At 60.5% G+C, this 21,580-nt stretch carries 24 protein-coding genes and 1 pseudogene; 11 read left to right on the top strand and 14 right to left on the bottom strand.

Features of this window, described 5'->3' with window-relative positions:
• Nucleotides 1–7: 7 nt before the first annotated feature.
• The 6 genes from AC0L2L_RS20940 (at nt 8) to AC0L2L_RS20915 (ending at nt 4,460) form a co-directional block, all read left to right on the top strand.
• On the top strand, nt 8–853 hold the full coding sequence (locus AC0L2L_RS20940; RefSeq protein ID WP_473580803.1) for a PIG-L deacetylase family protein: 846 nt from the start codon (nt 8–10) through the stop codon (nt 851–853).
• A complete protein-coding gene (locus AC0L2L_RS20935) occupies nt 850–1,914 on the top strand; it encodes a glycosyltransferase (RefSeq protein WP_473580801.1) in 1,065 nt (354 codons plus the stop codon). Before AC0L2L_RS20940 ends, AC0L2L_RS20935 begins: the two co-directional genes overlap by 4 nt.
• Nucleotides 1,911–2,903 (top strand): GNAT family N-acetyltransferase, encoded by a 993-nt coding sequence (locus AC0L2L_RS20930; protein WP_473580799.1) that lies wholly within the window; start codon nt 1,911–1,913, stop codon nt 2,901–2,903. Before AC0L2L_RS20935 ends, AC0L2L_RS20930 begins: the two co-directional genes overlap by 4 nt.
• Nucleotides 2,900–3,811: a class I SAM-dependent methyltransferase gene (locus AC0L2L_RS20925; RefSeq protein ID WP_473580797.1), complete on the top strand. Its 912-nt coding sequence runs from the start codon at nt 2,900–2,902 to the stop codon at nt 3,809–3,811. The genes AC0L2L_RS20930 and AC0L2L_RS20925 overlap by 4 nt, the downstream gene beginning before the upstream one ends.
• A 65-nt stretch (nt 3,812–3,876) precedes the next feature.
• A complete protein-coding gene (locus tag AC0L2L_RS20920) occupies nt 3,877–4,095 on the top strand; it encodes a hypothetical protein (protein ID WP_473580796.1) in 219 nt (72 codons plus the stop codon).
• 188 nt (nt 4,096–4,283) lie between these two features.
• Nucleotides 4,284–4,460: a hypothetical protein gene (locus tag AC0L2L_RS20915; RefSeq protein ID WP_473580794.1), complete on the top strand. Its 177-nt coding sequence runs from the start codon at nt 4,284–4,286 to the stop codon at nt 4,458–4,460.
• Nucleotides 4,461–4,469: 9 nt separating this feature from the next.
• Here AC0L2L_RS20915 and AC0L2L_RS20910 read toward each other — a convergent pair whose 3' ends face one another.
• From AC0L2L_RS20910 to AC0L2L_RS20885, 6 genes are all read right to left on the bottom strand, one after another.
• A complete protein-coding gene (locus AC0L2L_RS20910; RefSeq protein WP_473580792.1) occupies nt 4,470–5,054 on the bottom strand; it encodes a sigma-70 family RNA polymerase sigma factor in 585 nt (194 codons plus the stop codon).
• Nucleotides 5,055–5,088: 34 nt separating this feature from the next.
• On the bottom strand, nt 5,089–5,877 hold the full coding sequence (locus tag AC0L2L_RS20905; RefSeq protein WP_473580790.1) for an NRAMP family divalent metal transporter: 789 nt from the start codon (nt 5,875–5,877) through the stop codon (nt 5,089–5,091).
• A 50-nt stretch (nt 5,878–5,927) separates the two neighbouring features.
• Nucleotides 5,928–6,293, bottom strand: a complete 366-nt coding sequence (locus AC0L2L_RS20900; RefSeq protein ID WP_473580788.1) for a divalent metal cation transporter — start codon at nt 6,291–6,293, stop codon at nt 5,928–5,930.
• 451 nt (nt 6,294–6,744) lie between these two features.
• Nucleotides 6,745–7,125, bottom strand: coding sequence for a response regulator (locus tag AC0L2L_RS20895; RefSeq protein WP_473581016.1), 381 nt, complete (start codon nt 7,123–7,125; stop codon nt 6,745–6,747).
• An 11-nt stretch (nt 7,126–7,136) separates the two neighbouring features.
• Nucleotides 7,137–10,715, bottom strand: a complete 3,579-nt coding sequence (locus AC0L2L_RS20890; RefSeq protein ID WP_473580786.1) for a CheR family methyltransferase — start codon at nt 10,713–10,715, stop codon at nt 7,137–7,139.
• Complete coding sequence (locus tag AC0L2L_RS20885) at nt 10,669–11,769, bottom strand: chemotaxis protein CheB (protein ID WP_473580785.1); 1,101 nt, start codon at nt 11,767–11,769, stop codon at nt 10,669–10,671. The genes AC0L2L_RS20890 and AC0L2L_RS20885 overlap by 47 nt, the downstream gene beginning before the upstream one ends.
• A 227-nt stretch (nt 11,770–11,996) precedes the next feature.
• Here AC0L2L_RS20885 and AC0L2L_RS20880 point away from each other — a divergent pair, with 227 nt between their 5' ends.
• Complete coding sequence (locus tag AC0L2L_RS20880; RefSeq protein ID WP_027168580.1) at nt 11,997–12,200, top strand: CsbD family protein; 204 nt, start codon at nt 11,997–11,999, stop codon at nt 12,198–12,200.
• A gap of 545 nt (nt 12,201–12,745) precedes the next feature.
• Nucleotides 12,746–13,000, top strand: a complete 255-nt coding sequence (locus AC0L2L_RS20875) for a hypothetical protein (protein WP_027168581.1) — start codon at nt 12,746–12,748, stop codon at nt 12,998–13,000.
• A 114-nt stretch (nt 13,001–13,114) separates the two neighbouring features.
• On the opposite strand, the gene AC0L2L_RS20870 is transcribed toward AC0L2L_RS20875, so the two are convergent.
• The 3 genes from AC0L2L_RS20870 to AC0L2L_RS20860 form a co-directional block, all read right to left on the bottom strand.
• The gene (locus tag AC0L2L_RS20870) at nt 13,115–14,026 is read right to left on the bottom strand and encodes a hypothetical protein (protein ID WP_473580783.1); all 912 of its coding nucleotides are present in this window, start codon (nt 14,024–14,026) and stop codon (nt 13,115–13,117) included.
• A 356-nt stretch (nt 14,027–14,382) separates the two neighbouring features.
• Entirely contained in the window at nt 14,383–15,333 is a 951-nt protein-coding gene (locus AC0L2L_RS20865) for a YihY/virulence factor BrkB family protein (protein WP_473580781.1), read from the bottom strand.
• A gap of 322 nt (nt 15,334–15,655) precedes the next feature.
• On the bottom strand, nt 15,656–16,666 hold the full coding sequence (locus tag AC0L2L_RS20860; RefSeq protein ID WP_473581014.1) for an SDR family oxidoreductase: 1,011 nt from the start codon (nt 16,664–16,666) through the stop codon (nt 15,656–15,658).
• 300 nt (nt 16,667–16,966) lie between these two features.
• On the opposite strand from AC0L2L_RS20860, the gene AC0L2L_RS20855 reads away from it, so the two are divergent.
• Both AC0L2L_RS20855 and AC0L2L_RS20850 read left to right on the top strand, forming a co-directional pair.
• Nucleotides 16,967–17,269 carry a DUF982 domain-containing protein gene (locus AC0L2L_RS20855; RefSeq protein WP_473580779.1) on the top strand — a complete coding sequence of 101 codons (303 nt, stop codon included), beginning with the start codon at nt 16,967–16,969 and terminating at the stop codon, nt 17,267–17,269.
• A 179-nt stretch (nt 17,270–17,448) separates the two neighbouring features.
• Nucleotides 17,449–17,970: a YciE/YciF ferroxidase family protein gene (locus tag AC0L2L_RS20850; protein WP_473580777.1), complete on the top strand. Its 522-nt coding sequence runs from the start codon at nt 17,449–17,451 to the stop codon at nt 17,968–17,970.
• A 124-nt stretch (nt 17,971–18,094) separates the two neighbouring features.
• Here the strand turns inward: AC0L2L_RS20850 and AC0L2L_RS20845 are convergent, their stop codons facing one another.
• On the bottom strand, nt 18,095–18,613 hold the full coding sequence (locus tag AC0L2L_RS20845; protein ID WP_473580775.1) for an inorganic diphosphatase: 519 nt from the start codon (nt 18,611–18,613) through the stop codon (nt 18,095–18,097).
• Between the two features lie 198 nt (nt 18,614–18,811).
• Between AC0L2L_RS20845 and AC0L2L_RS20840 the strand changes: the two genes are divergently transcribed.
• A complete protein-coding gene (locus tag AC0L2L_RS20840; protein ID WP_473580773.1) occupies nt 18,812–19,201 on the top strand; it encodes a low affinity iron permease family protein in 390 nt (129 codons plus the stop codon).
• Here the strand turns inward: AC0L2L_RS20840 and AC0L2L_RS20835 are convergent.
• The 4 genes and pseudogenes from AC0L2L_RS20835 to AC0L2L_RS20820 all read right to left on the bottom strand — a co-directional run bounded on the left by AC0L2L_RS20835 (nt 19,194) and on the right by AC0L2L_RS20820 (nt 21,494).
• Nucleotides 19,194–19,439: a hypothetical protein gene (locus AC0L2L_RS20835; RefSeq protein ID WP_473581012.1), complete on the bottom strand. Its 246-nt coding sequence runs from the start codon at nt 19,437–19,439 to the stop codon at nt 19,194–19,196. The two genes, AC0L2L_RS20840 and AC0L2L_RS20835, sit on opposite strands and share 8 nt — an antisense overlap.
• 399 nt (nt 19,440–19,838) lie before the next feature.
• Nucleotides 19,839–19,973 (bottom strand): annotated as a pseudogene (locus AC0L2L_RS20830) (DUF3182 family protein); the annotation flags it as partial.
• A gap of 43 nt (nt 19,974–20,016) precedes the next feature.
• Entirely contained in the window at nt 20,017–20,382 is a 366-nt protein-coding gene (locus AC0L2L_RS20825; protein ID WP_027168590.1) for a PRC-barrel domain-containing protein, read from the bottom strand.
• A gap of 131 nt (nt 20,383–20,513) precedes the next feature.
• The gene (locus tag AC0L2L_RS20820; protein ID WP_473580771.1) at nt 20,514–21,494 is read right to left on the bottom strand and encodes a cation diffusion facilitator family transporter; all 981 of its coding nucleotides are present in this window, start codon (nt 21,492–21,494) and stop codon (nt 20,514–20,516) included.
• Nucleotides 21,495–21,580: the final 86 nt, after the last annotated feature.

The raw sequence follows: 21,580 nt of genomic DNA, 5'->3' as shown, positions 1-21,580 counted from the left end.
GATCGCCATGTCCTCAATCGATCAGTCGCCTGACGTGCTGGCAGAATTCGCCACACGGCTGACCGGCGATGACATCCATCCCGGTGCCGGCATTATGATTGTCGTGGCGCACCCGGACGACGAGACGATCGGCATCGGCGGACATCTCGCTGGACTGTTTGAGTGCCGCATCGTGCATGTCACCGACGGAGCCCCCCGCAACCTTGCCGACGCAAAAGTCCATGGTTTTGATAGCTGGCAAGACTACGCCCATGCCCGTCGCGGTGAATTAGAGGACGCGCTGTCGACGGCGGGCCTGTCGTGCGGGATCCTGACCAGCCTTGACTATCCTGATACGGAAGCGGTCATGCATCTCGTCCCGCTCGCGCAGGAGTTGGCCTGCCTCTTCGCTGCCGCCGAGATCCGCTTTGTCTGCACGCACCCCTTCGAAGGGGGGCATCCCGACCACGACGCCACTGCCTTCGCGGTCCATGCCGCCTGTCAATTGCTGCGCCGTGACCGGTGTCCGGCGCCCACCATCATCGAGATGGCGTTTTATGCCGCAGGGCCGAAGGGCCCCATCTTCCAGGATTTCGCCGATGATCTTGGGACGGACCGTGTCGAGGTCCGCCTAACCGAATCGGCCTTTCGGCTCAAGCAAGCCATGCTGGCCAGCTACAAGACGCAGTTGCGGACGCTTGCACCGTTCTTCGGGTCGACCGAGCGATTCCGTTTGGCGCCGGCCTACGATTTCCGCACGCTGCCCAATAACGGGAGGCTCTATTATCGATTGCTGCCTTTGGGCTTCGAGCCCCCGACCTGGCTGAGCGCCGCGGTTCTCGCGCATGAGGAGCTTCGGCTCGATCAGCCATGACGCTTACCGTGCTCAACGTCGCCTACCCGCTTGCGCCCGTCGGCCCCGATGCGGTCGGCGGCGCCGAACAGGTGCTGTCGATGCTGGACCGCGCGCTGGTGCGGCAAGGCCATCATTCCATCGTGGTCGCCTGCCGGGGCTCCAGCGCGGCCGGGACACTGGTCGAGACACCCGCGGAAAAAGGCGTGCTCGATGAGGCGGCAAAGAGCCGCGCCCAACGCGCGCATCGCGCGGCAATCGCTGCGGCCCGGGCGCGTTGGCCGATCGACGTCGTTCACCTGCACGGCATCGATTTCGACGCCTATCTCCCTGGCGACGGCCCGACACTTGTGAGCCTGCACCTGCCGCTCGCCTGGTACACACCCGACGTACTGAGACCGGCCCGTGACGACCTGTGGCTGCATGCGGTTTCGGAGGCGCAGCAAAAAACCGCGCCGCCCGGATCGAGACTCATCGCGCCGATCCCAAACGGCGTTGACGTTGATGCGCTGAACGAAATGCGATCGCGGCGCAATTTTGCGCTCGTGCTGAGCCGAATTTGCCCGGAGAAGGGCGTCCACCTTGCGATCGAGGCCGCCAAGCGTGCCGCCGTGCCGCTTGCGATTGGCGGTCAGATCTATCCCTACCAGACACATGTCCAGTATTTCGCCGATGAGGTGGCGCCTCGCCTCGACAGACGGCGGCGCTTCCTGGGACCGCTCGGGTTTTCCGCCAAGCGCAGGCTTCTGAATGCCGCCCGCTGCCTGGTCATTCCGAGCCTTGCGGCGGAAACAAGTTCGTTGGTTGCCATGGAAGCTCTTGCGTGCGGCACGCCCGTCGTGGCCTTCCCGAATGGCGCCCTGCCCAATGTCGTCGAACATGGCAAGACCGGATTTCTCGTCACCGACATTGACGAGATGGCGAGCGCCATAAACGCCTCGGCCGACCTCGACAGCGAAACATGCCTGGGCGAGGCGCGACATCGCTTCTCGCTCGACACCATGATTGTGGCCTACATGGATGCCTATCGGGCATTGGCAGAGCTCGGCGCTTGCCGCTCAGGCTCGAAGGCCGCGCAATGAACGGCTTGCGCGCCGATGTCATACGAGACCCGGGTGCGTTCGATGATCTCGAGCAGCATTGGTGGGCGCTCTGGGCGCAGTGCAGCTCTGCCACGCCTTTCCAGTCGCCCGCCTGGCTCTTGCCATGGTGGCGGACATTCGCGCCGGGCGATCTTTCGGCGATCGCCGTGTGGAACGGAAATGATCTTGTAGGACTGGCACCGCTCTACCTTGAGCGGCATGCATATGGTTCGCGCCTGCTTCCAATCGGGATATCGCTGAGCGACTATCTCGATGTTCTTTGCGTACCCGAACTCAAGAAAGCCGTCGGTACCGCGATTGCCGAAACAGTGGTTTCGCTCGAATGGGCGCAATGCATTCTGCCGGACCTTCCGCTTAAGGCCACCTCCCTGGATCTTGTACTGCCCGACATTGACGAGAGCCTATCTGCCGGGCATGCCGCCTGTCCGGTGCTTGCCGTGGCCGGCGACGAGACGCTTACAGGCTCGGTTCCCGCGCGGCGAAGACGCCAGCTTCGTCGCGCTCTGAGAGCCGCGCAACGGAGAGGCCGGGTAACGATTACGCGGGCGGAAGCCGCACCAGAGATGTTTCTCGGCCACCTGGTGCGCCTGCACAAAGCACGTTGGGCCGAACAGGGCGGAGGCGTACTGACGGACATCGCTCTGGGATTCCATCGGAAGGCCCTGCCTCGCCTTGCCGCGAACGATCTGGCGCGATGCTGGCTGATCGGAATCGGCGACGCTATCGTCGGCGCGTATTATGGCTTCCATCATCATGGCCGCGCCTATGCCTATCTCGGTGGTTTCGACTCGGCCTATGCGCAGGAAAGCCCCGGCGCGATCCTGATCGGCAACGCTATTGCCGAAGCCGCTCGCGAAGGGGCACGGGAGTTCGATTTTCTACGCGGCCGGGAGAGCTATAAGTATAGCTGGGGGGCAGTGGACCGGTGGACCGCGCAAAGGCTCTGGACCCGGAGCGCAGCGCCGTGATCGCGGCAGAACAGCAGAGGATGGCCGCCAGCCGCATTCTCGAGAATTGCATGGCAGACGACCTGTCCGCCGAGGTTGCGGTAGCCAGATTGGCCGTCCTTACGGCGGAAATCAATGCTGCGAAATTGGCGGATATCGCGCTGGAGATGCGGACAAAGGCCTACCATTGCAGAGGCTGGCTCGAGGACGTGGCCGCGCTTCTTTCGGCCAACACGGGCGCCTTTGACAGTCTCCGGGCGACGGCAGCTTCCATATGTCATGACCGTCAGGATAGCGAAACGGCCGAGATGACGGTCCGCCGGCTGGCCAGTGGCTTTGACCAGGCCCTCGTCATCTCACCGGCTGCCAGCGTCCAACTTTCGTCGCTCGGTGATGAGGAAAAGCTCTCGGCTACAACTGCCGAGATCGCCTCTTGGCTTGAGCGACAAGGGTTTACAGGCGAGGACAAAACAATACTCGACATCGGCTGTGGCATCGGCCGTTTCGAATGCGCGCTCTCCGCTAGAGCCAAACGCATTGTCGGCATCGATATTTCCTACGGGATGATCGCCGCGGCGCGTCGAAGGTGCGCCGGCCTCGGCAACGTCGAGTTCCGTCAGACCTCCGGCCTCGATCTTGCCGAAGTCGCCGACGAGCGCTTTGACGGCGTATTGGCGGTTGACATTTTCCCCTACCTGGTGATCGCCGGCGTCGCCGAGCGACACTTCAGCGAAATCGCGCGCCTATTGCGACCTGGAGGGATGGCGGCAATTCTCAACTATTCATACCGGATGTCCCCTGCCGCCGATTCTGCCGACGTCCGCAACTTCGCCAATGCATGCTCCATGGACATCGTGATCGATGGCGCGACGCCTTTCCGTCACTGGGATGGCACCGTCTTTCTTATTCGCCGTACCGGCGGAACATAACAGGCGGCCCGAAGTTCGGGCGCCGAGACCAGTTGCGCAGAAGCTGGCAGACCCAGGAGAAGCAGATGGCATCCGGCGGTAACAAACACATGGGCCGCGGCAGTCAGGGCAAACGTTCCGGGACCGGGGCCAAGACGGAGGTTCCGAAAGACATGGTCGGAGAAAACGACGTCTTGTCGAACCGGGATAAGAAGCAGCATACAAAACAACGCGGCCTGGACGGCAATCGGATTAAGTCCGATCAGTATCAGGACCACGCGGGAAACCGGCTCCCCGAAGACTGAGCTCCGGCGGCTCTCAGCGGACTTGCAGGGGCGCAAACGGATCAGATATGGGGTCAGGCAGAGGGCTTTGCTCTGGGCACAATCCAGTGCCGAGCCAAATCTGATCGGCGGCTGGAGCGCCTTGCAAACTCTGGCCGGCTATGGTCTCAGTGAATTTTCGAAGGGACCTTAATTGCTAAGAGAAAGCCATGTCTCGCCCGAGCCAAAGCGATACCGCCAGTAACGCAATCCTGAGCATAGACAAAGAGATTGCATCGCTGTTGACGGCGATCGAGCAGGAGAAGGTCCCGGATCGCCTGACCAAGCTCGCGATCGAGTTGCAGAATGCGCTGATGCAGAAGCGTCGCCGTGAAATGGAAAGCTGACGCGTGCTCTCATCGAGGTCTGTCAGCGGCTCTGTCCCAGTGGTCTTGCGAGACATGCTCATGTCTTTCGATCAGCGCTTGTGACGAGCTTTCATCAAGGGATTCCAGGACGCTGGCGCGCGCGCGGTTGAGACGGCTTTTGATGGTTCCTATCGCGCAATTGCATATCTCAGCGGTTTCTTCGTAGCTGACGCCTAGCACACCGATCAGCATCAGCACTTCGCGTTGATGTGACGGAAGCTTCTGGATGGCTTGGTAAACTTCCTTGCTTTGAATGGACCACTCTTGGGAGGCTTCCGAAATCGGTCTGCTGGAGACGCAGTCGAGCAATCCAGGTGCTTCTCTGGCTGCAGCGTTCACCCGCGTATAGTGCGTGTTGCGCATGATGGTGAAAAGCCAGGACTTCAAGCGCGTTCCTGGCTCGAACTTGTCCAAATTGGCAAGCCCCTTCATCAAAGTCTCCTGCACGAGGTCATCGGCATCATCGGGAACCCGGCAAAAAGTGCGGGCAAAAGCACGCAAGGCAGGGATGAGATCGATAACGTTGATTTCGCCCGGCACGCAGTCAGGCGTCGCATGGCCTTTTGGTAACACGGTTCGAACCCCGGCAGCGCGTTGATAGCAATGATTAGGAAGAATGCGTGACGATGACGATCGTTCCTGTTGGAAACGAACATCCTTGGATATCCGTTTGCCAAACTGATGCCGCCGTTCGGGCTAGAGAAACCAGCTCGCCACCAGGACAGCCGAGCCCGCAAAGATTGCTGCGTCGTGACGCCTCCAGGATGTTCGTCCTCCGGCTATTGACCCTGTCGCCCACAATCCTGCGATCGTTCGTCATCAATAGGATCAACAGCAGCAGCGGGGGAGTGGAAAAGCCTTGCACAACGCCCGCCCAGACCAGCGCATGTATTGGATTGAAGCCGAGAAAATTTAGGCCGACTGCGATCAACGTGAATGCCGCCGTCGCCAGGTAGAAGGCTGGCGCTTTCTGCGGCTTCGCGTTCATGCCATGGTTCCAGCCCATGGCCTGCGCGAGATCGAAGGCAGCGCCTGTCGTCATGACAGGAACGGCCAGAAAGCCGACACCGATCAAACCTGCGGCGAAAAATATGCCGGCTGCATCGCCAGCAAGCGGTCGCAGCGCTTCAGCCGCCTGGGCTACCGTTTCGATCTGGGTTTGGCCGGCCTTGTGAAGCGTCGAACCCGTCGAAAGTATGATGAAATAGATGATCAGGTTGGAAAACGTCATGCCGATCAGAATGTCCTGGCGCGACCGGCGCAGCTCTCCATCGGTCGCTCCGTGGCGTTTCTCAAGAGTAGTTCTGCCCTCGGCGATCTCCTCTTCCACCTCCTGGTTGGATTGCCAAGTATAGAGATATGCCGAAAGCGTTGTTCCGATGATCGCAACGAGCATCAACAAATACTCGTGGCTGAAATGCACCCTCGGCAGCAAGGTGCCACTTATCACCGACATCGTTCTGGTCTGGCGAGGACAGCCGAGACGACATAGGCGAGCAGCGCCAACGCCAGCAGACGGAACAGATTCCTGAGGAGGCCGTAAGAACCAAAAACTTGAAGAGCAAACATAAACGCTGCGATGAAAGCGACGATCACCGGGATGGGCAACGGCACGAACAGGTTGATCGCCGCCGACATGGCACCCAGATTCGCCGCAGCCTCGATCACGTTGCCAGCCAGGGCTCCAACCAGGACCGGCAATAGCAGCCATCGCGGATAGAAATCCGCGATAACCTGGAACAGTCCGCGGCCGGACACCTGGCCGAGCTTCGATGAGAGGTACACGACAGCGTACATCATCGGCAGTGTCACTGGGGCGGTCCAAAGCAGATCCGGTCCGAACCTTGCTCCCGCGCTGGCATAGGTACCGATTGCCGAGCAATCGCACCCGCGATCAGGGCTAGGCCAACGGCTCTCCCTAAGCGTTTCCGCCTTCGTCCGTTCGCCTCCTTGTTGGCTTGCGCGGTCATCACTTGCGCTCGACGCCCACCGGGAAAGGATCGGCCGAATATAAGTGCTGCCGCCTTTGGTCCCGGGTCGAACTGCCTCATCAGGCGTTTTGTTCCGCCGCAGGGGCCCGTATCCATGTGGAATTTTTCGCGCTTTTGGATCGCCCGTTCCGCCGCGTTGCCGGGCTGAACGGCCATCGAACTCTGTTTCGTTGCTTGTTGCTACGCACCTGGATTGGGCCGCCTTGGCGGATGCTAATGGCGCGGCAGCTGCTGGCGGGGGTCTATCGGCCAAGCGAGAGCGCCGCGTGGCCTCAATGCTTACCTTTGTCGAAACGCGCGACCGCTTCGATCAACACCCTGATCTCGAAAGGCTTCGACAGTCTCGGCGAATCCTGGAACCGATCGGGAAAGACCGTGGCGCTGTCATAGCCGGTGAGAAAGACAAAAGGCACACCGAGGGTGACGAGATGCTCGGCAAGCGGGAAGCTCCGTTCGCCATGCAGGTTGACGTCGAGCACCGCACCGTCCAGTTCAACGCCGTCGATCTGCTGAAGTGCTTGTTCGACAGAGGGCGCAGGACCGACGACGTCGCATCCGGCTGCCTTCAATTCGTCGGCCAGATCGAGCGCAACCAAGAATGCATCCTCGACGACGAGGACCCGCAGGCCGGATAATGGAGCGCTCTTATTCATTCGTTTCCGAGCTAAGGATCGATCGACCCCTCGGTTCGGGACCATGGAATTTCAAGCAGGCATTCCACGCCGGAGGGCTTGAACGTCAATCCTACAGTTCCCCCCAACTCGTACTCCAAACTCTGCTGGATGAAAGTTGTTCCGAAATTCCTGCGGGATGGTTCTTCCACGATCGGGCCGCCGGTCTCCTTCCAGCTGATCGACAAGAAACCCGGCTTCACGATATCCCAAGACACTTCGACGCGGCCGATGTCGACGGAAAGCGCGCCATATTTGGCCGCGTTGCTGGCTAGCTCGAAAAAAATCATGCCGAGCGTCGCCGCCGTGGCCGAATTGAGGTGGAGCGGCCGCCCCTTGACGACTACGGACTCGCGTTCCGTGCTACCATAGGGAGCGAGCGTCGCCCTGAGCAGCTGCTCGAGGTCGGCATCGCCCCAATTGTAAGATGACAGGACCTCGTGCGTGCGGGCCATCGCATGCAATCGCTCGTGAAATGACGTCGAGAACTCGCCTATCGAGCCCGACGAGCGGATCATGCGCGAGGCCAGCGCGGTGACCGTGGCGAGGATATTCTTCACGCGATGCTGCAACTCATGCAACAGCCTCTCCTGGCTGCGCTCCGCCTCCTTGTGGTTCGATATGTCGACCAGGGCTGCAATCGCGCCGCGGACCTTGCCGGATTCGTCAAATAGCGGATTTGCCGAAATCATCACGTCGAAGCGTGCACCATCAGCCCGCGCGATCCGCGCCTCATATCCGGGAATGGCTTTGCCCGTCCGCATCGCTTTTTGCAGGGGCTGGTCACCCGCGTCCACTACAACGCCATTAACCGTCAACGGCAGCACAGCCGGCACCGACGTCAGCTTGCCGTCAGCGCCGCTCCGGGCGGCAAATTCAACCGCCCGGCGATTGGCACGGATCGCCTCGACGTTGCCGTCCTCGGCGATCAGAATGCCCACCGGCACCAGGTCCAGCAGCGTTGCTAGGCTCTCGATGCGGTTGCGCAGATCTTGCGAGAGCGCGCCGATCTTTTCCTCGGCTTTCACGATCTGGGTGACGTCGACGAAGGTGACGACCAGACCGGCGATGACGTTCTCGACCGTACGGTACGGCAGTACGCGCATGATGTAGCGCCGGTCGTTGTCGACGCCCTTGATCTGCCGCTCGATCGTTCCAAGCCGCAGCAGGACCTGCTCCAAGTCCCCTTGCAATCCGTCGGCCAGAAAGCGCGGGCGCACATGCGCGAGCGGCCGCCCGACGTCGCTTTCGACCAGCCTGAACAGGTCGCGCGCCGTCGGCGTGAAGCTCTTGATGCAGAGGTCGCGGTCGAGGAAGACGGTCGCGATCTGGGTGCTCTCGAGCAAGTTCGCCATATCGTTGTTGGCGCGGCTGAGTTCGTCGACACGGATACTGAGCTCAGCATTGACTGTCTGCAATTCCTCGTTGATCGACTGCAATTCCTCCTTTGAGGTCTCCAGTTCCTCGTTGGAGGACTGCAGTTCCTCATTGATGGATGACAGCTCCTCGTTGGAGGATTTCAACTCCTCGTTGGAGGATTCGAGTTCCTCCGTCGTGATCTGCAGCCGTTCCCTGGTTTCCCTCAGCTCCTTTTCGAGCTGGCTGACATTGGCGCTTTCGACGTCGTCGGCTGCGTGGGCTGGCTCGTCCTCGGCCTCCGGTTTGATGCCGCCGATATCGCGGAACACGATCATGTAGAGCGGATCGGCCGAGCCGGCGGATAGCAGCGGCTGAACGACGAGGCTGATCGTCTGGCGTCCGCCATTGGTGCCTACCGCAATGTTGCTCTGGATCGCCACCTGTCCGGAGCTGACGGCCTTGTGAAGCGCTGCCCGCAAATCCATGCGCAGGCCCCGTCTGGCCATGGAGAAGACGTTGTGGTCGGGTGCGCCGGCGGCGAGCTCAAGATATTTGCCTGTACCTCCGGAACTGTGCATGAGTTCGCCGGCGGCGTTGACCACCACATGCGCGGGCGAATAGCGCTGGAGGATCAGCCGTTCCGCGGACTCCTGCAGGGTTGAAGTCGTGGCGCGCAGACGTGCATGCGAGGCCGGCTGCCTAGCCGCCGCGGCGAGCGGGAATTCCGGCAGCCGCTGCGCCGCCACCTCGCCGCGCTTTTGAAAGATGCGGCTGGTCTTGTCCACGGTCGAGAACAGGCGCCCGTGACGGGTGACGTTCTCGGACGATCCGAGAAATAGATAGCCGTTGCTGCGCAGAGCGTAGTGGAAGACCGGCACGATCTTCTCCTGCAGGTCAGGACCCAGATAAATCAGCAAGTTGCGACAGGCGATCAGGTCGAGCCGGGAAAACGGCGGGTCGCGTAGAAGATTGTGTGCTGAAAATAAGCAGATCTCCCGCAAATCGGCGCCGACACGATACGTACCGTCCTCGCGCGAGAAGAACTCCTTGAGGCGCTTCGGCGTGACATAGCTTGCGATCGCCGCGGGATAGCGCCCGGCGCGCGCTATTTCCAAAGCGCGCTCGTCAACGTCGGTGGCGAATATCTGCAGGCTGGGCGAAGCGGCGCCGCGCGCGTTTTCCTTCAGCAGCATCGCGATCGAATAGACTTCTTCGCCAGTGGAGCAGGCCGGCACCCAGACCCGGATCGTCTCGTCCGGTTTGCGGTCCTTGAAAAGCTTTGGAATGACGAAACGTTCGAGCGCTTCGAAGGCCCGTGTGTCGCGGAAAAAACTAGTCACGCCGATGAGCAGATCCTGGAACAGCAGGTCGATCTGCTGCGGATCGTCGCGCAAGTGCTCATAGAAAGTGGCGGGATCGTCGATCTGCAGCACGTGCATGCGGCGCTGGATGCGCCGCATGATGGTGTTATCCTTGTAGCCGCTGAAATCGTGGCCGGTGCGTACCCGAAGCAGCGTCACGATCCGCGAAAGCTGTTCCGCCAAGTCGCGCTTGCGGCGATCGCGCTCGCTTTCGGTCCGGTTGGAGCGGCTGAAATAACTGACCAGCTTTCCCGCCATTTGCCCTGCGGGAAGCACCATGTCGACAAGGCCGCCCTGGACGGCGCTTCGCATCATACCGTCATATTCGGCGCTTTCCTGCGCCAGTGTCAGTCCGCCGTGCTCCTTGATTGCCCGCAGTCCCATCGTGCCATCGCTGCCGGTCCCCGAAAGGATAATGCCGGCCGCATACTCAGCCTGCTCCCGCGCCAGCGACGTGAAAAAATCGTCGATCGGCGTGCGCTTGAGACGCGCGGCAGGCATCTTGGCGAGGTGAAAGTGCTGGTCCTCGATCGTCACCAAGACGCCCGGGGGGATGACGTAGATATTATCCGGCTGGATTTCCGCGCCCTCTGCCGCGGTTTGCGTTTCAATCGTGGTGGAGCGCTGGATGATGCTGGCAAGCGCGCTTTCATGCCCGGCGTCGAGATGCTGGATCACCACATAGGCAAAACCGCTGTCGGCCGGCACTTCGGGAAAGAATTGCTGCAGCGCTCCGATGCCGCCCGCCGATGCGCCGATGCCTATGATAGGGAAGGACGCCGGCTCTTTGGCACCCCCTCGCGGCCTAGCCTTCGCGTTTCTTGCCGTTGCTTTCCTGGTCGACTGTTCCATTGCCCGTTACGCGAACCCGCCTGCTTTCGAGGATGCGCTCGACGAGAGCGGCATCCGCATCGTATTCCTCCGCCCGCTGGCCAAGCTCTCTCGCGAGCTGTGAGCGATGCCGTGTTCTTTCCCGCTCGGCCATGCGCCGGGCAAATTCCGCCCGTTGCTGATGTGACCGCAGCAGACTCCATAGAATCTCGTCCGCCTCGATCGCCTGCGCTTCCAATACCGCCTCGGCAGTAAAAGCGTGTCCGGTATGACACCGGTAGCGCAGCATGTCACCGTCTTTTAGCTCCCACAGCGGCCCGTTGCATTCTGGGCATGTAAACACCGACAATTCGCCAAGTCGATCCGCTTCTTTCATGGTCGAATGCTCCTGCGCAGCGATGGCCGCCTCCAGTCTGACTATTGGCGGGGCAGGCAAGGTTTCGCCTGCCGGCTCGGCCGCCAGTTTCGCCAGCAGGCCACCGAGCTTGGCCGCCGGTACGCAATGGTCGATCTCGACGTATTGCAGCGCGCTTTCCACCATGGATGGCACCACCGCGTCTTTCGGATGCTGCACGGCCGCGATCCCGCCCACCGCCTTGACGGCTCTCAAGCCGGCGGTGCCGTCGGAAAGTGCACCAGAAAGCAGGACGCCGATGACACGCGCGCCGTAGCTGAGCGCCGCCGAGCGGAACAGCGGATCTATCGCCGGCCGGGCGAGGTTTTCGCGCGGTCCGCGCCGCAGCATCATGTGGTCGCCATGCAGGAGAAGATGGAAGCCGGGTGGCGCCACATAGATATTGCCGGTCCTGAAAAACGCGCCGTTCTCGGCGACCGAGGTTTTGAGCGTGGCCACGCGGTCGAGGATTGCGGGCAGATAACTGATCTGGCCGACATGGAGCACGATGAACACGGCTGCCGGCAGCTCGGCGGGCAGATCGCTCACGATCTTCTTCAGCGGTTCGATCCCGCCCGCCGACGCGCCGATCACGATTATGAAACGGTTGCGCGCCTGTTCTCGCGGCGAGCTTGTCCGGTTCGCGCGAGCAGGTGAAATGCGGTTTCGAGTGTCGACCATGAAATCCGTAGGGGCGCGCCCCGCCCTCGATCATAAGTCGCCTAAGGGGACTAAGGTTCCATGAGGTGGCGGCGTCGTCGATTTGCAACTGCAAAATGCAGCTGGTGTTAGCGAGGCGCAATATGTTTGTAAAAAGGCAATCGCCTACTCGCGACAAACCCTTTCGGCAGGAACCCCGGAACATCGCCGCCGTTGTTACTCCATGCAACCTAAGGAGATTTTGGACCATGGATTGGAACCGCGTCGAAGGAAATTGGAAGCAGGTCAAAGGCAAGGTCAAGGAACAGTGGGGTAAGCTCACCGACGATGACCTCGACCGCATCGCCGGCAAGCGCGACCAGCTCGAAGGCAAGATCCAGGAACGTTACGGCATCGAGAAGGATCGTGTTCGCGCCGACGTCGATGAGTGGGCTCGCCGCCAAGGCTGGTAGGCCGACACTTAATGGAGAAGGGTTGTGTCGCTCGAGCAACCCTTCTCCGGCTCGCCTCGGCGGATGAACGCCACACGAGCGTTGCGCCCCGTCGCTTCAAAGTCCGAAATTTGGAGCCGCGAGCTATCAACTGACGAAATGAGTCTGCTACGGTGAACCGATGACCAAGAAGAAATCGAAACCGGCATTGTCCGCCATAGCGACAGCCACTCGCTCGGAGGCCACCGAGGCGGTTTATTTTGCCCGCAAATGCGGTCTCACGCCAGAGGAAGCGCTAACAATCATGCGGCAGGCAAGTGAGACACCGGGGCAAAAGATTCCAGCGAACAGGAGCGCTAACACTCGATCTCGTTAAGCTTGGCCTGCATGGCCGCGATTCTGCCATCTGGGTAAGCATGACGCGGTGAGCGCCAATGCCGAGATATCGGCCCGCGCTTTGTGATTGCAGGCCCACCAGGAAGGAGCCGCCGGCCGCCGCCAGGTGGAGAGATACTACGGAGATGGCACTTCAATCACAGCTAATTGCATCTTGATGGCGGACCAGCATGACCAGATCGTCGCTTCATCTGCTCAAGGGCGTCGGATATTCGATCTCCGCGGCAAGCGTATTCCTGCTGGCGATCGTCAGCTGGGATAGCGCATCGAAAAGTCCGTTGCTGATTGCCTGCCTGCTCGGCGGCGCTGCCACGTCGATCATCGGCATGTTCTGCCGCTGGCTTTCCTACGAAATCGAAGAGCGATGGGAGAACTACCAGACCGACAATGAGGCGACGCCAACTGCTGGGGCGACTCGAGAATGACTTACCGGGCAGGTATTGTTAGACCTACCCGCCAGCTCCACTAAAATTTACCCGCGGGCAAGCCAGCGGGCAAATTTGATTGGATAAATGTCAGCAAGCGAACGGTACTTGCGGTCAGTCGCGAACGAACAGCGCCTCGTCTTCATCGCGCTGCTTGCCGCCGAGCACTGCGGCCACGCTGGCGATGAAAGCGCCCACAATCATGGATAGGGCGCCGACCAGCGCGAAAGCGGCGCTTGCCTTCCTGGCCGTATCGGCGGCCGCCTTTGCCTTGTTCTTGGCATCCTCCATGCCGGTAAGGACGGTATCTACGCGCTTGGCGGCGTCGGCCTCCGAAAGCCCGGTGCGGGATGCGACCAGTTTGGCAAGATAGGCCTTGTCGTCTGGCGACACTTCACCTCTGGCAGCGCTCGCGACCAGGATGCGAGTTGCCTGCGCGGTCGCGCCGGCGTCATTCTGTCCAGCGGGGGCGACGGTTCCGGTGTCGGCCGGGCGAAACAGCGCATCGGCGAAGTAGGCCAAACTGTTGCTGTCGGGTGCCCCCCCGGCGCCACTGGTGGCAGCAGATGTGGCCCCCGCCGTCGCCCCTGCTGCGATGTTGGAGGCGGCCTGCACGCCCGCGCCGACAGCTGCGGACAAAGCCGAACCGAAGACACCCGCAACCAGCAATGTTGCCAGCGCCCAGGCAAGGAAGCCGTGCGCGGTATCGCGAAAGACGACTTCATTGTCGTGAATGCCGACCCATTTTGTGCGTAGCCGGCCGGTGAGATAGCCGCCCAGGCCGGCCGAGAGCCATTGCACGACGACCAGCCAGGCCGCAGCCGAGACCGCGAATGTGGTGGCCGATGCGCTTGCGCCGGTCCAAGGTGAAACCATGGTCAAGCCGAGTCCGGAGCCGACCAGCATCAGGATCACCGTCAGCGTCGACGCAGCGAAAGCACCGGCGATAATCGGGCCCCAATTGACGGCGGATAAAGGCGATTCCCTTGCGGCGGAAACTTCAACATCAGCAATTGCGGAGTTCATCTGAAGGCTCCTACCGTGCGAACAGCATGAGCAAGATAATGATTGGAATTGGAACTCCGAGCAGCCAAAGCAATATACCGCGGCCCATATCGACCTCCTTTTTTGTCAAGGCAATGTACCAATTCCGACAACTGGCTTTCGTTCCATGGGATAGTGAGTTAGTTCAGGATAGAGTGGCGGATTTACTTATTGACGGCCGCATGCCAACGGCCGTCGGCGCCACGCCCGGGCTAGCCGGAGCGCGATCTGGATTTAACCGACCGGCGGCCTTTAAAATCGGGTGCCGCCGCAAGGCCAACTTCAGAACGCTGTATTGGTTCCGCCTTGAAGATCACTCGGCACGGCTGGGGTGGCGCTCAGTCCTCCCGCCGCCAGACCTGCGAGACCAGCAGCGTGATCAGGTAGATGAAAACGATCCAACCGCGAATCTTCCTCTCGGAAGATCCGAACCGCACTGCAGTCGCGGCTCCAGATCTAAGTTGCGAGCCCGGCTTGCTCTGCACCACCGGGGCGAGATCCTGCCGGCTGCCGCTCCGCACCGAATAAGCGCGGGTGATCTCGGCGCCGAATAGAAATATCTGGGCCGAGTAATAGACCCACAGCAGCACGACCATCAGCGCGCCAGCGGCGCCATAAGACGTCGCGATGGCGCTGGTGCCGATGTACCAGCCGATCGCCGACTTGCCGATGGTGAACAGCAGCGCCGTGACCAGCGAACCAACGGCGACGTCGCGCCATTTCAGCGTGCGGTCCGGCAGGACCTTGTAGATCGCGGAAAAGAGGAGCGCGATCAGCACGAAGGACACGACGGTGTTGGTGGCACTCACGATCAGTTCGCCGAAAGGCAGGCGCTGATTTATGTACTCGCCCAGTGCCGAGATCGCGGTGCTTGCCGCAAGCGACACCAGAAGCATGAAACCAAGAGCCGCCACCAGGCCGAGGCTCGCTGCCCTCGCCCGCACCAGGCGCGATAGCGAAACGCCCTTGGGCTTGACCTTCCATATCTGGTTCAGCGACAGCTGCATCTCGCCGAAGACGCCGGAGGCGGTGACAAGGAGCGCCATCAGCCCGAGGAGGGTGGCCAGCGTGCTGGACCCGCGATGCGAAGCGGTCTCGATCGTTGCCTTGAGGAGATCGGCGCTCTGCGGCCCCATCACACCCGCGAACTCGGCCGAGAGCGCGAGCTGGGCAGCATCGTTGCCGACGACGATGCCGGCGATCGCCACCACAATGAGAACGACCGGCGCAAGGGAGGTCGTGGCATAGAAAGCAATCGCCGCGCCATGGCTCAGCGCATCGTCACTCATGTACCCGCTGACGCTTTCCTTCAGCAAAAGCCAGGCTTCCCGAGACCAGCCAGCCTTCGATTTCCCGTGTTCCGCCATACGCTACCCAACGGCAATTAAAGCGGGCCGGATGGGACAAGAGCTCGACTGTGTTTTCGTTGGCCAGGTGTGAAGCCGGAAAAACCACCCTGTTCTCTTTACCACCATGTCCGGCTGAGACGGCCCGCTGAGATCAATAGCGCGTGCATCATATGGTTCCGAATTCCGATCGTAACATGATCGCGTGATCGCATACACATCGCCGTAACCGGAGCGACGTTCTGATGACCGGCAGCGGCCACGTTCAGTAACCTCCGATGATCGGCAATATCTCGCCGGTGATATAGCTGGAGCATTGCGGCGAAGCGAGAAACACATAGGCTGGAGCGATCTCTTCCGGCTGGGCCGGCCGCTTCATCGGCGTCTGGGCGCCGAACTGCGAGACGTCCTCCGCCTCCTTTTCGGACGGGTTGAGCGGCGTCCACACCGGCCCCGGCGCCACGGCATTGACGCGAATACCCTTGCTGACCAGGCTGCCTGAAAGGGCTCGGGTGAAGGCGTGAATGCCGCCTTTGGTCATCGAGTAGTCGATCAGGTCCTTCGAGCCTTCGATGCCGGTCACGGAACCGGTGTTGATGATCGCCGAGCCGGGCTTCATGTGCGGGACCGCTTCCTGCGCCATGTGGAAATAGCCATAGAGATTGGTCTTCAGCGTGGTGTCGAAATGCTGCTCGGTCAGGTCGGCGAAATCGGACGAATGCACTTGGAAGGCGGCGTTGTTAACGAGAACGTCCAGTCTGCCGAAGGCCTTCAGCGTCTGCTCCACCGCTTTGCGGCAGAAGGTCCGCCTGGCAACATCGCCGCGTATGGTGATGCAGTTCCTGCCTTCGGCCTCGACTGCCTGCTTTGTCGCCTTCGCGTCGCGGTCCTCGCTGAGGTAGACAACGGCGACGTCCGCCCCTTCGCGGGCGAACAGCACGGCGACCGAGCGGCCGATACCGGAATCGCCGCCGGTGATAAGCGCCACCTTGCCCTCCAACTTGTTCGACCCCTGCCAGAACGGCGCATCATAAAGCGGCGCGGGCTCGATCGCCCATTCCTCGCCGGGCTTCGGATGATGCTGCTTCGGGAAGGGCGGCACTGGATATTCGCGCGCGCCAGCCTGCATGGCTCGTTGCGATTTTGATTTGCCGTTCGGCTTGGCGCGATCGGTCGCGTCGACCTTGCGCTGCACACTCCGTTGCTTGCTGGCCGCTTGCTCCGATGAGGAATTGATCCGCGCAGCGGATCTTGCTGACGTCGCGGATTGAGCCATTCTGTTGGATTTCGTCGGCATCGGTTTTCTCCTTCGCTTTCGGGAGACAACGCATGCGGACAGAAAAGGTTAGCGTTGTTCCGCGCCTCCATCTTTCGGGTGGTCATCGGCCAGGCGCTGACCCCTGTGGACGTCGAATGCAGAGGTGGATGCAACCACCCGGCGGCAGCTTCGTTTATGGCCACTACGCGGTGGCAAGATGAAATCCTTTTGGACGTACAATTTTCATTCTTGTTCTGGCAGCGGCCGTCATCGGCCTCGCCTGGCGCATGAAGGAGAGGCTAGGATGGTGAAAGAGCCTTGAGCAGATTCCTGCCGCTCACGTTCCACTTCGTCAACGGCGGCACGATGGTGGTTTCCTCGATCGCCGACGCCAAGAAGGCGCTTGGCCGGAAGTGGAGGAATAAGGACGCGCCAGCCTATCTCAAGGCGGCCCGCTTGGTGGAAGACGCGGGCAAAGGGATTTGCCGCCCGGCAATTGCCTTTGCTGCTTACAAGAAGGCGGCCGCTGAGCAGGGTCTGCTGGAGCATTCAGAGCCGAGCGTAGCGCTCTGCATACTCGACCAGCTCTCGTCCGGCGACGGTAAGGGTCCGCTGAAGTGACCCCCTCCTCTTACCTCGGATCGCCGGAGCTTTCCGAACATCAGGTTCACAAGTTATTTCGTCGGGAACATCGGTCGATCATGCCGGTTTTGCTGCTTAAGGAAGGAACCTTCCTTAATAGCTTAGAACAATAGTCGGGCGCCGTTCCTTGGAAAGGCAACCCATTGAAGGAGACATTCATGGCGAAGAAAAGTTCGTCCGGCGCCGCGAACGGCCTCGAAAGCCTGTTCGTGGACGGCCTGAAAGACATCTACTATGCGGAAAAGAAAATCCTGAGGACGCTGCCGAAAATGGCTAAGGCGGCGCAGGCGGAAGAGGTGAGCGCGGCCTTCGAAAAGCATCGCACCGAAACGGAAGGCCAGGTCGACCGGCTCGAGCAAGTATTCGAAATGCTGGGCAAACCGGTGCGGGGTAAGACGTGCCCCGCGATCGATGGTATCATCGAAGAGGGATCGGAAATTCTCGAGGAATACAAGGACGAGCCGGCGCTCGACGCCGGCCTTGTAGCAGCCGCCCAGTCGGTCGAGCATTACGAGATAGCGCGCTACGGCACGCTGATCGCGTGGGCGGAGGAACTGGGGCTGAAAGACGCCCTGCCCTTGCTGCGCGAGACTCTCAAGGAAGAATCCGCCACCGACGAGACACTTACCAAGCTCGGCGAAAGCGGTGCGAACAAGCGGGCCTTGCAGGCGGCCGCATAAGGCGCGCTGACGTGACATGCGCTGCCGTTCGCATGCCACGCCGAGCCTGGCGATGCGGCCCCGGTCATCTGACCGGGGCCGCATCTTTTTTGACGAGGTAATGGCGCGGCGACACAGCAGTCAATCAGCGTGTCATCTTTTCCTTTTTTGCGAAATTCTTCATCCCCCTTTTCAGCAGAGCGGCCGCTTCCTTGGCGTCGCACCAGCCTTCTAACTCGATCTTCTTACCCGTGCCCAGCACCGATGACAGGAAGAACTGCTCGATTTCGTGGCGCAGATCGTCGGGCACGTGGTCCTCCAGGACCGGCTTGTCGTGCGCGTCCTGCTTGTGAGGGCGAAAGATATAGCGGTCATTGTGGAATTGCGAACCTTCCGCATCCTTTTGTTTGACGCGCAGCGCCCCAAGCAGATGGCAATTGATGACGACGCCGGGCGCGGAGCCCGCCTGGTGAACGACGAGGCCATCCAACGGGTCGCCATCCTCGCCGAGCGTCGATGGCACGAAACCCCAATCGTAGGGATAGATGTTTCCAACCGCCAGCGGCCGGGTGAATTCAAAGACGCCGATTTTGGGCTCATAGGAGAACTTCGCAGCTGCGCCGCGCGGTGTTTCGACGACGACCCTCACGCGGTCGCCATTCATCGTCGGCAGCTTCTCGTAATCCGGCATGATCCAAACTGGCTTTCAATCCTCATTCTAAGGACTGCCGGAGACGAAAAGTTCCCAGTGCTCGTTCGGGACTCGTGTGAACCGCTGAAACTCGCGCGCCGTCGCCGCGTTGATCATTGCAACGGTCCGGATGCCTCCAGCAAATAGGCGGGCGCCCAGTCGGAGTTCAAAATGGAAAAGGCGTTCAATCGGCTCGCAGAAATTGTCGCCCTCGCAGCCGGACGTGCGTGGATCTTCACCTTGTGCGTGGTTTCGGTGGTCTTCTGGGCCGCTACCGGCCCGATTCACCAATATTCGGAGACCTGGCAGCTGATCATCAACACCGGAACCACGATCGTTACTTTTCTTATTGTTTTCCTGATTCAAAACACACAGAACCGCGACGGCGTGGCCATCCAGGCAAAGCTCGATGAGCTCATTCGATCGGGCCGTGCGAAAAACGAGTTCATCGGCATTGAACATCTCACCGAAGCGGAGGTTCAAGAATTCAGAGATAGGTGCGCAAAAGCCAAGGCCGCGAGCCAGGGCGCAGCCGCGCCCGCGGAAGGCGGTCCTACTTAGAACCTCGGCTCTTGTTATGGGCGCTTTCCTGATTTTTGCCGCGAAGGATGTTGCGGTCGTCCGGATCGACAAGGTCGGGCGCATCGCTTTTGAGATCCGAACCCTTCCGTCGCGCCTCGCGCGCGGCAGCCGATTGCTTCAGCTCCGCCTTGGCGTCGAATTCCTTAGGCGCGTTCTCCGTGTTCTCGCGCTCCTCGATGATACGCATTTGCTGCTCATGGGTTCTGCGTCCGGTCATCGCTTTCTCCTGTGCTTTTGTGGCTAACGACGATTGGGACTCGATCGTTCCGGGTGCGCGCGAGCAGTTTGTTGTCGTTCGGGATTTTGATAAGTTCTCAGGCGCCCGCCGGGTTCTGAACGGCAACAGCTCGCCTACGACGATGGTGGAGTGCGCATAGCCTGCGAGACGACGGTGTAGCGCGTGATCAGCCAGTTGGCGGGTCGGCGGCAGCAGCACAGCCGAGCTCGCCGCAATGGAATTGATGAAAGAGGATCCGGAGATTCGAACAGTCCGCGTCTCCGCCGTCAAGCAGTAAAAGAGCGATTGCAGGCCTCCGGAGGCGGCAGATATCCACTTCCAGGGAGACGATCCTGAGGAAGGCCCTCGAGCACGCTCGACCCCCAAAATGCCGGACGAGTCGATCCCATGGCCGATGTCGTAGTTGCGCCGCGAGGCAAAAAAACCGGGGTAATTGACCTCGAGCACACGCTTCTTCTTGGTACGACGTTCGACGGCCGCCCTCTCGGACGCGTTTGCGCGCTTCTTGCGCATCGTCACTTGCCTCTCTGCACTTACTGGGCAAGGAAGACGAAGCTCATTGCCAGTATGGATCGACACGCCAGTAGTTAAAGGAAGCTTCGCGAGCCGCCCTGCCATCGTCGACGGTTAGTTCGTCGATCGAATACGCCGGCGCGGCCTTGAGCTGCTCGGTGCTATACGGCACGGTATAGCCGCCTCGGTTGGGATCGAAATCCAGCAGCGACCAGGGAATCGCATGATATTTCTCGCCGATACCCAGAAAACCGCCGAACGAAATGACGGCAAACATGATGTCATTGGCGGTCTTTTCGAGCATCACGTCTTCGACAGTTCCAATCTCTTCTCCCGCCGGATTGTAGACTTTGGTGCCGATCACTCGCGAGGCCCGGATGGCGTCGGTATGTCCGCTTGGTGTTGGCATGGCTTGCACTCCTCGTTTGGGTTTGCATAATACCAAACCGTCGGTGGCAGGCGATGTTCCCAAAAATAGCGACTGGTCAGCACATGACGTGTGAGCCGCCTGAATAGGCCAACCGCCGGCACATGACATGGTCACGGAGCAGTCGGAACCGAGGGGCCGCTGCCGCTCCATCGCCGGCTTGTCTGCGGCTTCACGAACAGCGTTGTGACTTCCTGGCGCTCGGCGGCTAGCCGCGTTTCCAGGCGTTCGACGCACTCTTCGATATCGTCGGCATTCGCTTCATCGTGAAACTGCGCGCTGAGCGCGGCCACGACCTGGTCGGGCGCCAGATGAACCGTAATCACGCCGTTAGCTCTTTGAATGGCCGGATCTTCCCTTGCCATCGCCAAGATGGCGGCCTCGATGGCCGGCGCTGCTCGCTCTCCAATCAGCAGTCCCTTGCATTCCCGTGCCAAGAATCCTGCGGTCACCGCGAGCAAGACGCCGATACATATCGAACCAACCCCATCCAGCGACGGCATATCGAAGTATTGAGCCAACACGATGCTCACAAACGCAATGCCAATGCCCGTCAACGCAGCGCTGTCTTCCAGCAGCACAGTGAAAACAGTTGGATCCTTGCTTCGGCGGATTGCTTCCAGAAAATTGCCTTCCCCCTTGAACGATCTGAAGTGCTTGAAGGCGATCTGCCAAGAATAGCCTTCAAAAACCGCAGAAAGAGCCAGGATAACGAAATTGACGCCAGCGTTCTCGATCGATACCGGGGCGCGGATGTGAATTACGCCTTCGTAGAAGGAAACGCCGGCACCGAGGGCGAAGACAAGCAGCGCGACGACGAAGCTCCAGAAATAGAGCTCGCGCCCGTGCCCAAGCGGATGACTGTCATCCGGTGGCTTTGACGAACGGTTGAGGCCATGCAGAAGCAGCACTTCGTTGCTGGTATCGATTAGCGAGTGCACACCCTCGCTGGTCATTGCGGAACTGTTGGTGAATGCGGCCGCGATGAACTTCGATATCGCAATCAGCAGATTGCCTATGAGAGCCGCGTAAATGGTCTTCCTTGAAGGATGCGCAATCGAAAGCCGATCCGTTTCATGGTTGGTTTCGGTCACGTCCGGAATTTTCCTCAAACGCTGGAGAAGTAGCGCGCATGCGAACGGCCACGGTCGTATCGCGAACAAACTTCCGGGCGTCCATG

The organism is Mesorhizobium sp. WSM4832 (assembly GCF_055811115.1).
Note: the sequence above shows the minus strand (reverse complement) of the source record. Positions and strands in the feature narration are given on the sequence as shown.

Coding starts and splice junctions, on each gene's coding strand:
- AC0L2L_RS20940 (WP_473580803.1), top strand. CDS start 8: ATGTCCTCAATCGATCAGTCGCCTGACGTGCTGGCAGAATTCGCCACA.
- AC0L2L_RS20935 (WP_473580801.1), top strand. CDS start 850: ATGACGCTTACCGTGCTCAACGTCGCCTACCCGCTTGCGCCCGTCGGC.
- AC0L2L_RS20930 (WP_473580799.1), top strand. CDS start 1,911: ATGAACGGCTTGCGCGCCGATGTCATACGAGACCCGGGTGCGTTCGAT.
- AC0L2L_RS20920 (WP_473580796.1), top strand. CDS start 3,877: ATGGCATCCGGCGGTAACAAACACATGGGCCGCGGCAGTCAGGGCAAA.
- AC0L2L_RS20915 (WP_473580794.1), top strand. CDS start 4,284: ATGTCTCGCCCGAGCCAAAGCGATACCGCCAGTAACGCAATCCTGAGC.
- AC0L2L_RS20905 (WP_473580790.1), bottom strand. CDS start 5,877: ATGCTCGTTGCGATCATCGGAACAACGCTTTCGGCATATCTCTATACT.
- AC0L2L_RS20895 (WP_473581016.1), bottom strand. CDS start 7,125: ATGAATAAGAGCGCTCCATTATCCGGCCTGCGGGTCCTCGTCGTCGAG.
- AC0L2L_RS20890 (WP_473580786.1), bottom strand. CDS start 10,715: ATGGAACAGTCGACCAGGAAAGCAACGGCAAGAAACGCGAAGGCTAGG.
- AC0L2L_RS20885 (WP_473580785.1), bottom strand. CDS start 11,769: ATGGTCGACACTCGAAACCGCATTTCACCTGCTCGCGCGAACCGGACA.
- AC0L2L_RS20880 (WP_027168580.1), top strand. CDS start 11,997: ATGGATTGGAACCGCGTCGAAGGAAATTGGAAGCAGGTCAAAGGCAAG.
- AC0L2L_RS20875 (WP_027168581.1), top strand. CDS start 12,746: ATGACCAGATCGTCGCTTCATCTGCTCAAGGGCGTCGGATATTCGATC.
- AC0L2L_RS20870 (WP_473580783.1), bottom strand. CDS start 14,026: ATGAACTCCGCAATTGCTGATGTTGAAGTTTCCGCCGCAAGGGAATCG.
- AC0L2L_RS20865 (WP_473580781.1), bottom strand. CDS start 15,333: ATGAGTGACGATGCGCTGAGCCATGGCGCGGCGATTGCTTTCTATGCC.
- AC0L2L_RS20860 (WP_473581014.1), bottom strand. CDS start 16,666: ATGGCTCAATCCGCGACGTCAGCAAGATCCGCTGCGCGGATCAATTCC.
- AC0L2L_RS20850 (WP_473580777.1), top strand. CDS start 17,449: ATGGCGAAGAAAAGTTCGTCCGGCGCCGCGAACGGCCTCGAAAGCCTG.
- AC0L2L_RS20845 (WP_473580775.1), bottom strand. CDS start 18,613: ATGAATGGCGACCGCGTGAGGGTCGTCGTCGAAACACCGCGCGGCGCA.
- AC0L2L_RS20840 (WP_473580773.1), top strand. CDS start 18,812: ATGGAAAAGGCGTTCAATCGGCTCGCAGAAATTGTCGCCCTCGCAGCC.
- AC0L2L_RS20835 (WP_473581012.1), bottom strand. CDS start 19,439: ATGACCGGACGCAGAACCCATGAGCAGCAAATGCGTATCATCGAGGAG.
- AC0L2L_RS20825 (WP_027168590.1), bottom strand. CDS start 20,382: ATGCCAACACCAAGCGGACATACCGACGCCATCCGGGCCTCGCGAGTG.